The sequence below is a fragment of the Mucilaginibacter tolerans genome, from assembly GCF_030519375.1.
In the GTDB taxonomy this organism is placed as follows: domain Bacteria; phylum Bacteroidota; class Bacteroidia; order Sphingobacteriales; family Sphingobacteriaceae; genus Mucilaginibacter.
Map to the genome: position 1 here is coordinate 165729 of NZ_JAUMKB010000003.1, position 14457 is coordinate 180185.

At 43.4% G+C, this 14457-nt stretch carries 12 protein-coding genes; 11 read left to right on the forward strand and 1 reads right to left on the reverse strand.

Annotation, left to right across the window (positions count from 1 at the left end):
* Position 1: 1 nt before the first annotated feature.
* The 6 genes from Q3A68_RS05445 to Q3A68_RS05470 all read left to right on the forward strand — a co-directional run bounded on the left by Q3A68_RS05445 (position 2) and on the right by Q3A68_RS05470 (position 5657).
* Entirely contained in the window at positions 2-715 is a 714-nt protein-coding gene (locus Q3A68_RS05445; protein ID WP_302900043.1) for a DoxX family protein, read from the forward strand.
* Positions 702-1496, forward strand: coding sequence for a DUF3108 domain-containing protein (locus Q3A68_RS05450; protein WP_302900044.1), 795 nt, complete (start codon positions 702-704; stop codon positions 1494-1496). The genes Q3A68_RS05445 and Q3A68_RS05450 overlap by 14 nt, the downstream gene beginning before the upstream one ends.
* Positions 1497-1603: 107 nt before the next feature.
* On the forward strand, positions 1604-2308 hold the full coding sequence (locus Q3A68_RS05455) for a galactosamine-6-phosphate isomerase (RefSeq protein ID WP_302900045.1): 705 nt from the start codon (positions 1604-1606) through the stop codon (positions 2306-2308).
* 11 nt (positions 2309-2319) lie between these two features.
* Positions 2320-2979, forward strand: coding sequence for a hypothetical protein (locus Q3A68_RS05460; protein WP_302900046.1), 660 nt, complete (start codon positions 2320-2322; stop codon positions 2977-2979).
* 12 nt (positions 2980-2991) lie between these two features.
* Entirely contained in the window at positions 2992-4686 is a 1695-nt protein-coding gene (locus Q3A68_RS05465) for a GMC oxidoreductase (RefSeq protein ID WP_302900047.1), read from the forward strand.
* Between the two features lie 101 nt (positions 4687-4787).
* Positions 4788-5657: a sugar phosphate isomerase/epimerase family protein gene (locus Q3A68_RS05470; protein ID WP_302900048.1), complete on the forward strand. Its 870-nt coding sequence runs from the start codon at positions 4788-4790 to the stop codon at positions 5655-5657.
* On the opposite strand, the gene Q3A68_RS05475 is transcribed toward Q3A68_RS05470, so the two are convergent.
* Positions 5654-6469, reverse strand: a complete 816-nt coding sequence (locus Q3A68_RS05475; protein ID WP_302900049.1) for an alpha/beta fold hydrolase — start codon at positions 6467-6469, stop codon at positions 5654-5656. The genes Q3A68_RS05470 and Q3A68_RS05475 overlap by 4 nt on opposite strands.
* Positions 6470-6616: 147 nt before the next feature.
* Between Q3A68_RS05475 and Q3A68_RS05480 the strand changes: the two genes are divergently transcribed.
* The 5 genes from Q3A68_RS05480 to Q3A68_RS05500 all read left to right on the forward strand — a co-directional run bounded on the left by Q3A68_RS05480 (position 6617) and on the right by Q3A68_RS05500 (position 14432).
* Positions 6617-8332: a GMC oxidoreductase gene (locus Q3A68_RS05480; RefSeq protein WP_302900050.1), complete on the forward strand. Its 1716-nt coding sequence runs from the start codon at positions 6617-6619 to the stop codon at positions 8330-8332.
* Positions 8333-8372: 40 nt separating this feature from the next.
* On the forward strand, positions 8373-10613 hold the full coding sequence (gene bglX / locus Q3A68_RS05485) for a beta-glucosidase BglX (RefSeq protein ID WP_302900051.1): 2241 nt from the start codon (positions 8373-8375) through the stop codon (positions 10611-10613).
* 340 nt (positions 10614-10953) lie between these two features.
* Positions 10954-12042 (forward strand): fatty acid desaturase, encoded by a 1089-nt coding sequence (locus Q3A68_RS05490; RefSeq protein WP_302900052.1) that lies wholly within the window; start codon positions 10954-10956, stop codon positions 12040-12042.
* A 107-nt stretch (positions 12043-12149) separates the two neighbouring features.
* Positions 12150-13676, forward strand: a complete 1527-nt coding sequence (locus tag Q3A68_RS05495; RefSeq protein WP_302900053.1) for an ADP-ribosylglycohydrolase family protein — start codon at positions 12150-12152, stop codon at positions 13674-13676.
* A gap of 210 nt (positions 13677-13886) precedes the next feature.
* The gene (locus Q3A68_RS05500) at positions 13887-14432 is read left to right on the forward strand and encodes a peroxiredoxin (RefSeq protein ID WP_302900054.1); all 546 of its coding nucleotides are present in this window, start codon (positions 13887-13889) and stop codon (positions 14430-14432) included.
* Positions 14433-14457: the final 25 nt, after the last annotated feature.

A 14457-nucleotide genomic window follows, 5' to 3' on the forward strand; every position in this document is an offset into this window, starting at 1 on the left:
TATGGATATCATGATCTTCACAGGAGTGCTGCTATTGGGCGGCCTGATCAACTTCCTAAAAGAGGTTGATACCAAAACAGTGATACGTGTTTCGGGTATCTACATTTTTATTGCATGGGTATCCATTATTTATACCTGGATACACCTGTTTATCGGAATTAACGACGCCGACCTGCAGAAGGTACTCAGTGTATTTTTACAGATTATTAGTTTAATCATGTATGGCACGCTTGGGTACCTGGCGGCCTACATTGCCTTAAATTTCCAGGAGCTGACTGAACAGTCCCAGGATGCAGCTTTGCAAAAAATTATCCGCAAAACATTACGTGCTGTTTCCATCGCAATTGCCAACACATTTATGGTGGTAACACTGGGCAAATCACTCAATATGCCATATATGCTGGCGTTTTTCAGACAGTCCTGTTATGCGGTGTGGTTCCTGTATTTTGTTATGGGCGCCGAGCCATTAGGCGCCATTGGCATACTCTTTCATTCTAAACTGAAGACAGGTCCGTTGGCTACTTTAGGGCTTATTGTTGTCATGCTCGGTGCAGTTTACACTCATTTGCATAATCATGATCCATTTTCTGATTCGTATGAGGCCATTATTCAGCTCATCAACCTTTCGCTGCTGTTACTGATCTATTATTATGAAAGGCAAACCAGCAAAAAGAATTCACTAACACCTGTTTACATTACCAATGAAAATGTTTAAATATTCATCTTTTATAATCCTGCTCTGCTGTGTTATCAGTATTTCGGCGAATGCCCAGGTTGATACTATACGGTTAAAGGATAAACGCATTAATACTTCGGTTTTAAAACCGGGTCTGAACCAATACCTCGTCTACTTCCAGGATCCCAAAAAGAAAACAACGTTGCGGTTTTCTCTTTGGCTCAGGGATATCCAATTACAGGATCGTAATGGCCAGAAGATATTCACTATTGCCCAGCATTGGTTTGGTAGCGATTCAACAAGCTATCGTTATATCTATTCTATTAATAAGGCATCTGACTTTGCACCCATTTATCATTCGGAAACGATCGGCACAAAAACGAAAGCATACAATTGGGGGACTGATAAAATAACCGGGGCCGACAGCGTTGCGCAAAATATGCAAAAAGATTTCTCGCTTAATTTCAAACTGCCTAACTTCAATTGGAACCTGGATATTGAAACATTTGAGATGCTGCCGTTGGCCGAGGGTAAAACATTCGCTATTAATTTTTATGACGCCGGGCTCGATCCACCTGCCTATGTGAATTATAAAGTAATTGGCAGCGAGGTAATTCAAACTATCAGCAACGAAAAAGCAGATTGCTGGAAATTAGCTACCGAAGGCGACTACAAAGGCACCCATTATTCCGAAACCTACTGGATTAGCAAAAAGAATCATGAGTTTCTGAAAGAAGAGGATTCGTTTAATGGTATGTACCGGTACAAAATAAAGATGCCGGCTAACGCACCCGATCTGATTGCAAGGTTTACCAAATGACCAGTTTGATTAATTCAAGCCATTTTTAGACCAATAATAGCACGATTGTTTGCCCCGGGAAGTTTTATATTTGGTAAGAAACAACCTATTATAAAACTTCCTTTTTTATGCTGATCACCCGCTGCAATACACTTTCTGAACTGAACGAACTGGCTTCCGAAACAATAATTCATGAGCTTCAGCACAATCCGAAATCGTTAGTTTGTGCAGCTACGGGCAATTCACCTACGGGCGTATATAAAAAGCTGACCGAAAAGAAGGAAAACATTAATACATCTGGCCTCCGGTTCATTAAATTAGATGAGTGGTACGGCTTAGGTATTAATGATGAGGGTTCATGCGAGAAATATTTACATGAACATTTATTTAACCCTCTTGGCATTTCCAACAGTCAATACATAGCATTTAATGGTAAAACAACCCGCCCAGAGAAAGAACTTCAGAATGTTGACAATTACCTGGATGAACATGGCCCGATCGACCTATGCATTTTAGGGCTGGGTAAAAACGGTCATATCGCTTTTAATGAACCTGCGGACATCCTGCAGCCGCGTGCTCATTTATCGCCGCTGAGTTCAACATCATTGGAACACACGATGATAAAAAGCACCGGTGAACCGATTAAATATGGTATGACGCTGGGTATGACGGATATTTTACAATCTAAGAAAATAATTCTGCTGGTAAATGGCTCACACAAAAATGCCATTATGCAAAAGCTGATGGAGCGAAAAATAAGCACGCAGTTACCGGCTTCTTTCCTGTGGCTGCACGCTAATGCCCAATGTTTTTATTGTGATAATGATAATTGAAAATCAAGAAGATGAGCTACAGATTGTCTTTTCTTTCAATCTTGTTAATGGCCGCTTTCGGAGCTCAGGCCCAGGTGCAGGTACGCAACGAACCAAGACATAAAAACGTTTTTGAAAACAAATACTTCAGGGTACTGGATGTGAATATTCCGCCGCACGACACCACCCTGCAACATATTCATTCCACCCCTTCGGTTATTTTGCTATTTACTAATACCGTCACAGCCCAGCAACTGAAAGGACAGGCTTGGGTGAAAAGCCAAAGTGTAGCAGGAAGTGCCTTTTACCGCGATTTTGCAAAAGACACGGTGATCCATAAAGTGAGCAATTGGGACACGGCACCTTATCATGTTACAGATATTGAGCTTCTTTCGACATATGAGCCAAACTCCAGCCGCAAACCATTGCCATTTACGGTTTTATTTGACAGCGATAGGGCATTTGCCTATCGCGTAACTGATTCATCGATAAATAAACAAACGATCAGTAACCGCGGGCCGATGATTGCCGGGCTGGTGGCAGGAGATGACGTCATTCTTCACGACACAAAAAATCACAGATCCATCAATATAAAGCCAGGCAAAGAGACCTATATAGAGCCGGGTACTTCTTTTTACCTGACCACAACGAGTAAAAAAGAGATCAACCTGGTTTTATTCGAACTTAAATAATGACGGTGAACTATGAGTAAAGGAACCGAACAGCATACGTATGACGCGATTGTAGTAGGATCAGGCATCAGCGGCGGATGGGCCGCCAAAGAGTTGTGTGATCTTGGCGTAAAAACACTGGTATTAGAGCGCGGTCGCAACATCGAGCATATTAAGGATTATCCTACCGCGACCAAAGGCCCATGGGAGTTTCCGCATCGCATGGAGGAGCCCTTGCAGGTTAAAAAAGATAACCCGGTGATCAGCAAATGTTATGCTTATGGCGAGGACACACATCACTTCTTTGTGAAGGATAAGGAACATCCTTACATACAGGAAAAGCCTTTTGACTGGATACGCGGCTACCAGGTAGGCGGCAAATCCATTATGTGGGGGCGAGCCTGCCAGCGTTGGAGCAACTTTGAGTTTTCAGCGCCGATGCGCTATGGGTATGCAGTGGACTGGCCTATACGTTATGAAGATATAGCGCCCTGGTACTCGCATGTAGAACGCTTTTCGGGCATTTGCGGTGATAAGGATGGTATGGAATCAATGCCCGATGGCGATTACCTGCCGCCGTTCGAGATGAGTTGCGTGGAGGATGCAATGGCCAAACAGATAAATGCGCATTACGAAGACCGCCGGATGATCAAAACACGCTGGGCACACCTTACAAAACCCGAACCAATCCATGTACAACAGGGTCGCGGCCAATGCCAGGCACGTGATCTATGTACCAGGGGTTGTCCGTTTGGCGGATATTTCAGCTCTGTTTCGTCTACCCTGCCTTGGGCTAAAAAGACGGGCAACTTAACCATCAGGCCATTCTCTGTAGTGCATTCCATTATTTATGACGAGAAAAAAGGTAAGGCTACCGGAGTGCGGGTAATCGATACTAATACCAAAGCAGAGACTGAGTTTTATGCAAAAGTGATCTTTATGAATGCAGCCTGCCTGAATACCAATCTGATATTGCTTAACTCAACTTCTTCACGCTTTCCAAATGGGTTGGGAAACGACAGTGGGTTATTGGGCAAATTCATGGCTTTCCAGAATTACCGGGCAAGTGTGCACGGTCGTTATGAAGGCTTTGAGGATCATTATTATTTTGGCCGAAACCCGACTAACCCAATGATTCCCAATTATCGCAATTTGCACAAACAGGACACTGATTATATAGGTGGCTTTATGACTTTTGTCTACTCTAATCGCGGCAGAAATCGTTGGGATGAGGGCATTGGCGCCGATCTTAAAAATGCAGTATCAGAACCTGGGCCTTGGCATGCGGGCATGTATATTCAGGGAGAAACAATACCGAAAGAAGCCAATCATGTCCGGCTAAGCAAAGATCAAAAGGACCCCTGGGGTATTCCTCAACTGATCACCTCGGTCGGTTATGATGATAATGATGAGAAGCTGATCAAAGATTTCCTTGAACAAAGCGCCGAAATGCTGGAGATAGCCGGTGTGAAAGATATCACCAAGTATGATACCCACCAGGCTCCGGGACTGGATATTCACGAAATGGGCGGATGCCGCATGGGCCATGATCCAAAAACATCACTCCTTAACAAATGGAACCAGATGCATCAGTGTAATAATGTCTACGTCACCGATGGCGCCTGTATGACCAGTACAGGGAACCAGAGTCCGTCGATTTTATACATGGCGTTTGCAGCAAGGGCTGCAAATCACGCTGTGGAGGAGATGAAACGAGGAAATATTTAACGGGCAGGGTGTCACACTGAGGCACTCGAAGTGTAGTGCTTAAAGGCCTTCGCCCACTATGCTTCGAGTGCCTCAGCATGACACCTTTTTAAATGATTAACATGCCTAACAGAAGAAATTTTATAAAGAATACCAGCCTTTTGGCTTTGAGCCTTCCTTTGTTTAAGAATGACCTTTTTGCTTCGCCTCAGAAGCTCCCGGCATTGGGTATCCAATTATATATGGTAAAGGAGAATATGCAGAAAGATCCAAAAGGTACTTTAAAAAAACTGGGTAATATGGGGTATACCCAGATTGAGAGCTACGCTGGACCCGGTGGTATATTTTGGGGATGTAGTAACCGGGAGTTCAAAAAGATTGCAGGCGGTTACGGTCTGACGTTAATATCCAGTCATTACGACGACGATCCCGTGGGCTTTGAGAAACAGGTAGAACTTGCTGCGGAAATTGGCATGAAATATCTGATCTGTCCGTGGAAAGGGCCGCAGAAATCGATCGATAATTTTAAACGCTTTGCCGACGAGTTTAATCGCAATGGCGATATTTGCAAAAAGCATGGGATGCGCTTTGGTTATCATCCGCATGATTATCCTTATAAAAAGGTAGATGGACAATTACCCATCGACGTATTGTTGGCCAATACGGATAAAGAATTAGTCGACTTCCAGATGGACTATTACTACACGGTCACTGAAGGCCAAAATCCGGAAAGGTACATCAAAAAGCATCCTCACCGTTTTAAGCTTTGCCACATGCGTGATGTATTAAAACAGCGTTTACCAAAAAGCAGCGACGAAGAATCAGCATGCGATCTTGGTCAGGGGATTATTAATTATCCTCACCTGCTGTCGACGGCACTCAATGATGGCATGAAATACTTCTTTGTTGAGCAAAGCCGCTTTTATCATGAAACGCCACTGCAAAGTGCTAAAGTGAATATCGAATATTTAAAGCGTCTGCAACTGGTTTAAAACTTATGGTAGGGTTTCTCAAAAAAGTCGTTTACTACCATATTGAATTCATCGCGATGCTCAATTAATGTAGGGTGACCAGAATTGGGCACCACCCATAGATAAGCCTTTGGAATGGCCTGATAAATTTTGGTCGTATGTTCAATCGGTATCACATCATGGTCGCCGCAAATGATCAACGAAGGGCATTTGATCACCTTTAATGCGGAAAACGGAATATTCGGCTGCACATAATCCAGCATAAATATCTTCCAGTCATTTTTTTCTTTGTCCGTAACGCGGGGTTTATCTTTATCACGCCGGTATTGTTTTACCATATCATCCCATGTTGATTGGGTAAGTCCCAACGAATCCGGTGTCAGGTTGGCTCCTGTAGCGGCAAACTTGATCACCTTATCCGAATGACGCATTGCCATGAGGATTGCGTTGATACCGCCATCGCTCCATCCGATCACATATGCTGAATCGATGTGCATTTTATCCAGCAGTGCGGCAAAATCGTCGGCCATCATTTCGAAACTGAGGGAGTCCTTTTTATCGACGGACTTCCCATGCGCCCGGCTATCAACCGCGATTACCTTATACTTCTTTGAAAAGTATGGAATGGTTTGCTTAAATGCGTTGATACTACCTCCATTGCCATGTATCAGTAACAAAGGCTTACCCTGGCCATAAGTCTCGGCATATAATTTTATACCGCGTACATCATAATATTTCCCGGCGGCCGGGTTATTGCCATAATGGATTTGCTGGCCACAGGCTGTTTGCGTTATTGCAACAGCGAGTAAGAGACACAATAAGGCTTTGCTCATATAGGGTTTGCTTATTAGACGACTAAATATAGAAAGAAGTTTCCCATCATCGCAAACGATAAAATTATAGCTGCTTTATTCAGAAAACATTAACTTTAAAAGCCCAAAAAGCGCCTGCTTTTTTCGGCAAAACCAATTATAATACCGATGGATTCGACAAATACCAAGGCCCCGGAAATTCAGACCACCTATGATGCGATTGTGATCGGCTCAGGTATCAGCGGCGGATGGGCGGCGAAAGAATTGTGCGAAAGGGGATTGAAAACTTTGGTTCTGGAACGCGGCCGGAATGTGGAACATATCAAAGATTATCCGACAGCAACAACACCGCCGTGGCAATTTAAGCACCGGCTCAGAATGACCACCGAGTTCCTGAAAGAAAACCCACTGATCAGCAAAGCGGCGGGCTATGGCGAGGATAATGCGCACTTTTTTGTAAAGGATAAAGATCACCCTTACATACAGGAAAAACCGTTCGACTGGATACGTGGCTACCAGGTTGGGGGCAAATCGCTTACCTGGGGACGAGCCTGCCAACGCTGGAGTAAGTATGAATTTGAGAATCCTGAAAAATTCGGTTATGGTATTGCATGGCCCATCGGTTATGATGATGTAGCTCCGTGGTACTCCCATGTAGAAACGTTCATTGGCGTATGCGGTAATAAGGATGGTTTGGAATCGATGCCCGATGGTGAATTTTTACCGCCATTCGAGATGAATTGCGTTCAGGAAGTAATCAGCAAAAAGATCAGCGAGAATTATAAAGACCGCCACCTGGTACATGCGCGATGGGCGCATCTGACCAAGCCGAATCAGATTCATATCGATCAGGGCCGAGTGAAATGCCAGGCTCGTAATATGTGTATGCGTGGTTGTCCTTTTGGTGGGTATTTCAGTTCGAACAGCTCTACCCTCCCCTGGGCAAAAAAAACAGGGAACTTAACCATTAGGCCGTTCTCCGTAGTTCATTCTATCATTTATGATGAAAAATTGGGCAAGGCGTCGGGCGTAAGAGTGATCGACACCAATACTAAAGAACTGATGCAGTTTAAAGCGAAGGTGATATTCATGAATGCTTCCGCCTTGAATACTAATCTGGTGCTATTGAACTCAACCTCCAAACGTTTCCCTAATGGTTTGGGAAATGATAATGGTTTGCTGGGTAAATACATCGCTTTTCAAAATTACCGGGCATCGGTGACTGCTGATATGGACGGCTTCCTCGATAAATATTATTTCGGGCGAAACCCAACAGAACTGATCCTGGCGAATTATAAAAATCTGCATAAGCAGGAAACGGATTATCACGGCGGATACACCACTTTCATGGGTGCATTCAGGGAGTCAAGGCCAGCTACGGAACAAGGTAAGGTCGGTGCCGAGTATAAAGATTCACTTACCGAACCGGGGCCGTGGAAAGTATATATGTACTTGCAGGGCGAAACGGTTCCCAAAATAACCAACCATGTGCGTTTAAGTAGGGAACACAAGGATCAATGGGGAATACCGTTATTGGTCACATCGGTAGAATATGACGATAATGACCAGCGTATGATCGATGATTTCCTGAAGGAAACCAAAGAGATGCTGGAAAAAGCAGGTTGCAAAAACGTGCAAACACACCAAAACAGGCAAGCGCCCGGTTTGGATATCCACGAAATGGGGGGCTGCCGCATGGGTAAGGATCCAAGAACATCCTTACTGAACAAGTGGAATCAATTGCATCTGTGTAAGAATGTATTTGTGACCGATGGTGCCTGCATGACCAGCACCGGGAATCAGAGCCCGTCCATCTTATACATGGCCTTAACTGCACGCGCGGCAAATTATGCTGCTGACGAGATCAAAAAAGGGAATTTATAACTATATTTAAATACCCTGCTAAATCAATCCGATTTAAACAATGAAGATCAGCCTGAAACTAATCTGTCTACTGCTCGTGCTGTGTTTTATAGCCAACCACTCATTCGCGCAAAAAGAAACCATTGATCAAAAAGTGGAAGCCTTACTCGCTAAAATGACGTTGGATGAAAAAATCGGTCAGCTAAACCAATATAATGGCGATTGGGAAGCAACCGGACCGGTTACTAAAGATGTAGGCAATAAGCTGGACGAGATAAAGCGAGGTCGCGTTGGCGCTGTGCTGAATATTATGGGTACCGATCATTGCAAAACCTTCCAGGATGCTGCGATGAAATCGAGACTAAAAATTCCGCTGCTTTTTGGGCAGGATGTGATACATGGTTACAGTATTACTTTTCCTATCCCATTGGCTGAGGCAGCAAGTTGGGATATGGCCGCCATTGAAAAGGCCGAACGCATAGCGGCTGTCGAAGCTTCTGCATCGGGTATTAACTGGACATTTGCGCCGATGGTAGATATTGCCCGCGACCCGAGATGGGGCCGAGTAATGGAGGGTGCCGGAGAGGACCCATACCTTGGTGCGCAGATTGCAACAGCACGAGTAAAAGGGTTCCAGGGAAATGGGATCGGCAGCCCGGATGCCGTAATGGCCTGTGCCAAGCACTTTGCAGCTTATGGTGCTGCTATCGGCGGACGCGATTACAACAGTGTGGACATGAGCTTGCGCACGCTTTGGGAAATTTATCTTACCCCCTTTAAAGCAGCAAAAGATGCGGGGGTAGCAACCTTCATGAACTCATTTAACGACCTGAATGGCACACCGGCAACCGGAAATAGCTATCTGCAGCGTGATATTCTGAAAAGTGCGTGGAAATTCAAGGGTTTTGTAGTGAGCGACTGGGGGTCAATCGGCGAGATGATCAATCATGGTTATGCAAAAGATAATTACGAAGCCGCTGAAGAAGCCATCACGGCAGGAAGCGACATGGATATGGAAAGCCGCAGTTACATCAACAACCTGGCAAAATTGGTAGCTGATAAAAAAGTGTCTGTAGGTCTGATCGATGATGCTGTACGCCGTATTTTAAGAAAAAAGTTCGAGCTGGGCTTGTTTGATGATCCTTACAAATTCATCAATCCTGACAAGGAAAAAATTGCATTAAACCGGCCTGAAAACCTGGAGGCAGCGAGAGATATGGCACGAAAAAGTATGGTTCTGCTTAAGAATGACAATAATCTGCTGCCTATATCAAAAAACTTAAAAACGGTTGCGCTGATCGGTCCGCTTGTAAAAGCTGAGAAAGAGTTAAAAGGCTTCTGGTCGCTGGATGTTGACCAAAATAAAGGCATCATTTCGCTAATGGAGGGAATGAAAAACCATGCTCCGGATACCAAATTTGTTTATGCGGAAGGCTGCAGCATTACCGGCACATCACATGATGGTTTTGCCGATGCAGTAGCCGCAGCTAAAAAAGCAAATGTGGTGATAATGGCAATGGGCGAAGCTCCGGATATGACCGGCGAAGCAAAAAGCCGGTCGAACATTCACCTGCCCGGTGTGCAGGAAGATTTGATAAAAGCGGTAATAGCGACAGGGAAACCAGTCGTAGTGCTATTAATGGCCGGTCGGCCCATGGTATTTAACTGGACGGCTGATAATGTAGCATCCATTGTATATGCCTGGTGGTTAGGTACACAGGGCGGTAATGCCATGGCAGATGTATTGTACGGAGATTACAACCCATCGGGCAAATTACCGATCACCTTTCCGCGCTCTGAGGGACAAATTCCTATTTATTACAACCACTATAATACGGGACGCCCTGCGAAAAGTGATACCGACTTGTTTTATGTTTCAGCTTATAACGATCTGCGCAACTCTCCGCAATATGCATTTGGTCATGGTTTGAGCTACACAACATTTGAGTACCAAAATATGGAGATGGGCAAATTTAAACCGACCGTAAAAGGCCTTAAGCCCATACAGGTTTCATTTATGGTCAAGAATATCGGCAAACGCGCTGGCGAAGAAGTGGTACAGTTATATATCCGCGAAATGGTTTCGCAACCGGTTCGGCCAATAAAAGAGCTGAAAGACTTTAAAAAGATCATGCTTCAACCCGGCGAGATCAGGCGCGTGACTTTCACCATCAAGCGCGACGAGCTGGCATTTTATAATGATAAACTGGAACGTGTTACTCAACCAGGTACCTTCCAGATCATGATCGGCAGTGCATCTGACGATATCCGTTTGCAGAAATCATTTGAATTAAGTAATTGATATTTCACTTACGGTAGAAAGATGGCCATTCAAACCAGTCTTTATTTTACAATAAGTGCAACTTATTGTTCTTTTGAACGTTATAGATAAAAAGATTAATTGTTTACGGTTAGTGTATTTTTTACATTTAAATTACATATCTTTAGCAAGACGAACCTAATAACAATTTCAAACTTAGGCATTGCCATCTGATCCGGGTAATATTTAAGCTTATACTGAATCAGATATATCAAAAGCAAATGCCCGTTATTCCTTCCCTTATTTTAACTGCACAAATTCAAATAATTCGGGTATTTTTTTATGCCCGTTCTATAATTTCTTTTATACTAAAATTTAAGTAATGGCATTTTTAGACCATGTATTGCAAGTTCCCGCTTACGGCTGGAAGGATACAAACGGAGACCTCATTAAACCCACATCCGGGCAAATCTTTAAAGAATTTTTCGCAAGGCTAAACATCTTTAAAAACCGCAAAAACTGGCTGCCCTTTTTTGGCTGGTTCAAAATTTTGTGTCTGACGCCGTTTCTCCTGTTGTTCATTTTCCATTTTTTTACATGGTACCTGCTCGTGGCGGCGTTCCTCTACAGCATGATTATTATGGGGACCCATGGCACTGTGTGGCATCACCGGTATTGCACACACGGGGCCTATAAGTTCAGAAATGCATTCTGGCGCTTTTTCACACAAAATCTGACTATAAGTGTCATCCCCGAAGAAATATATGTGATCTCGCATCATGTTCATCATTCCAAATCCGATCAGCCGGGTGACCCGTACAATGCATACGGCGGATTTTTATATTGTTTCCTGGCCGACGTGAATCATCAGCCTATTGCAAAGAATCTGAGCGAGGCGGATTACAGCCGGGTAAAATTACTGATGCAGCATACCGGGGTTAAGGCCAATACCTATGCCCAGTATCAAAAGTGGGGATCGTATGTAAACCCGGGCCGGGCTGTGATGTCGTGGCTTTTAAACTGGTCATTCTGGTATATCATTTTCTTTCTTATTGGCGGCCACGCGTTGGCTTGTACGTTGTTTGGTGCCGCCGGTTTTTGGGGTGTTGGTGTGCGGACATTTAACTACGAGGGCCATGGAAAAGGTTCTGGGGTACAGCGCGAAGGGATAGATTTTAACGATAAAGATAAATCTGTTAATCAGCTATGGCCGGGTTTTGTGGCCGGTGAATGGCATAATAATCACCACCTTTTCCCAAAAAGCGCTAGAAGCGGCTTTAAACCGATGCAACTTGACCTGGCCTGGCAATATATCCGGCTAATGAACCGCTTAGGCGCAGTAAAAAGCTATAAGGATAATAAAAAACAATTTAACGAACTATATTATCTTCCAGAGCTTGCGCGGAAAAAACAATTAGCCTTGGATAAACGATTAGTGGGCAAGACTGCAGGCAGTCAGATCAATACTTAAATTGTTTATAGCCTAATCAGATTATTTTCGATTTCTTTTTATCTTTAATAAAAGGCAGGCATCCTGCCTTCTTTATTATGCTATTATTGATATCATTCTAACTAAAGATGAAGAAATTAATATTTGTCCCGCTGTTTTTTATAATTCTATCAGCGTCTGCGCAAACTCCTCAACAGATCACTTTTACGAAGGAACAGTTAAAGGATAAGATCATGGGCGGATGGGCCGGGCAAACCATTGCGGTTACTTTTGGCGGGCCATACGAGTTTCGTTTCAACGGGACATTTATACAGGATTACCAGCCCCTGGTTTGGTACGATGGGTATCTGAAGAAAACAATGATTGAAAACCCGGGCCTATATGATGATCTGTATATGGACCTGACTTTTGTAGATGTATTTGAAAAATATGGCCTCGATGCACCCGTAGATTCTTTCGCCAATGCCTTTGCCCATGCGGGCTATATGTTATGGCACGCCAACCAGGCAGCCCGATACAATTTACTGAACGGCATCAAGGCGCCTCAATCCGGTTATTGGATCAACAACCCGCATGCAGATGATATCGATTACCAGATCGAATCAGATTTTGCAGGACTGATGAGTCCTGGAATGCCTAATACTGCTTCCAGAATAAGTGACAAGGTCGGCCATATTATGAACTATGGCGATGGCTGGTATGGTGGTGTATTTGTAGGGGCGATGTATACACAGGCATTTATTTCGAATGACATTCAACATATTGTGAATGAAGCCTTAAAGACTATACCCGCAAAAAGCACTTACTACCAATGCATCCATGATGTGATCAACTGGCACAAACAATATCCCAGCGACTGGCATCAAACCTGGTTCGAGTTACAAAAGAAATGGTCATCAGAGAATAGTTGTCCAGATGGAGTATTCAAGGCATTTGATATTGATGCCAAATTGAACTCAGCTTACGTGGTGCTGGCTCTCCTTTACGGAAATGGCGACTATACCAAAACATTGAAGATAGCGACACGCTGCGGGCAGGATGCAGATTGTAACCCATCTACAGTGGGCGGTATTCTGGGTGCGATGCTTGGTTATGAAAAGATTCCTGTTTATTGGAAAATGGGATTAAAAGAAGCTGAATCTATCGACTTCAAATATACCACCATGTCATTGAACAAAGTTTACGAAATAGGCTACAAACACGCCCTTGAAAATATCAAACGGAATAGCGGTAAGGTTGACGGCGATAAGATTACTATAACCGTTCAGAAGTCAAAGACTGTAAAATTTGAACAGGGATTCACCAAGATGAAGCCATTGGAAAAGACCGAACTTTCTCATGATATCAATGCCGGCGAACTAAGCTTTGATTTTACCGGGACTGGCTTTGTATTGAAAGGCGAAACTGAGAAGAAAAACGGAGATTCACCAGACTACACTTTCGAGGTAGAAGTAATGATTGATGGCGAAAAAGCCGAGACTGCAAAACTGCCTACCAATTATACTACCCGCCGGCAGGAAATATGCTGGAAATACCGATTGGCCAATAAAAAGCACTCAGTAAACGTTAAAGTACTGAACCCCAGCAAAGATTATACATTAAACTCCTCGGAGTACTTAGTTTATGGCAATATGACGAATACTGCCAGGAATTAACATCCTGATTTCTATTTTAGAAAAAATAACCCCACATCTTTCAAATTATTACAATTATGGTGTATGCAATAGACCGCAATTTAAAATATCATTAAAATCAATTCCATTAACGCATTAATATAGATAACATCTATATATCATAAATTATTTTTATAAAATGGGCAGTCAAAAACAGGTATATTTGCGACAATAAACTTCTTAAATAATAATATGATAACTATAGGTCAAAAATTTCCTGAATTTTCTAAAACAGCAGTTGTAAGCATTGAAAAAGGCAAAGAGTTCGAAACAATCACCTCAGAATATCTTGCAAATGAAGATAACGTGTGGACAGTAATGTTCTGGTGGCCAAAAGATTTCACCTTTGTATGCCCTACAGAGATAGCTGAATTCAATAACAATTACAGCGAGTTCCGCGACCGTGACACCCGCTTGATCGGCGCTTCAACTGATACTGAATTTGTTCATGCTGCGTGGAGAAGAAACCATGACGACTTGCGCGACCTGAAATTCCCGATGCTAGCTGATACTTCAAAATCATTGGCCGAAGAATTGGGTATCCTGGAACCAAACGAAAAAATTGCTTACCGCGCTACTTTCATTATTGACCCTACTGGTATTATCCGTTGGGTATCAGTAAATGATCTGAGCGTAGGCCGCAATGTGAAAGAAGTTATACGCGTACTGGATGCTTTACAAACAGACGAGCTTTGCCCTTGCAACTGGGTTAAAGGCGAAGAGACTTTATCTGTCTAATTAATTTAACTAATGAGTCCCCGCA